General features: G+C 54.7%; 1 protein-coding gene. It reads left to right on the top strand.

Features of this window, described 5'->3' with window-relative positions; all coding sequences use genetic code 11:
* On the top strand, positions 1–333 hold a 333-nt coding region (locus KVT27_RS24030; RefSeq protein ID WP_217582114.1), incomplete at both ends, for a GAF domain-containing protein.

Genomic DNA, 333 nt, shown 5'->3' with positions numbered 1-333 from the left:
AGTTATTCGATGTAAGCTTGGAAGTCAATTCAACGATTCAGAAGCAGGATTTGCTGGCCAAAATCATGGAGACTTCTTCCCGCATCATGAATGCGGAGGCTTCCTCTGTTATTTTGGTTGACGAAGCCAAGGGCGAGCTGTTCTTCGATCTCGCGCTCGGCGAGAAAGGCGACGAAGTTCGCGAGATTCGGCTCAAAATCGGCGAAGGCATCGCCGGCTGGGTGGCCCAAACCGGCCAATCCGTCAAAATCGACGATGCGGCGCAGGATGAGCGGTGGTCATCGAAGGTCGCCAAGCGGGTCGAGTATCCGACACGCAACATGCTGTGTGTGC

The organism is Lysinibacillus sp. GbtcB16 (genome assembly GCF_019091145.1).
Classification (GTDB): domain Bacteria; phylum Bacillota; class Bacilli; order Bacillales_A; family Planococcaceae; genus Lysinibacillus; species Lysinibacillus fusiformis.
Note: the sequence above shows the minus strand (reverse complement) of the source record. Positions and strands in the feature narration are given on the sequence as shown.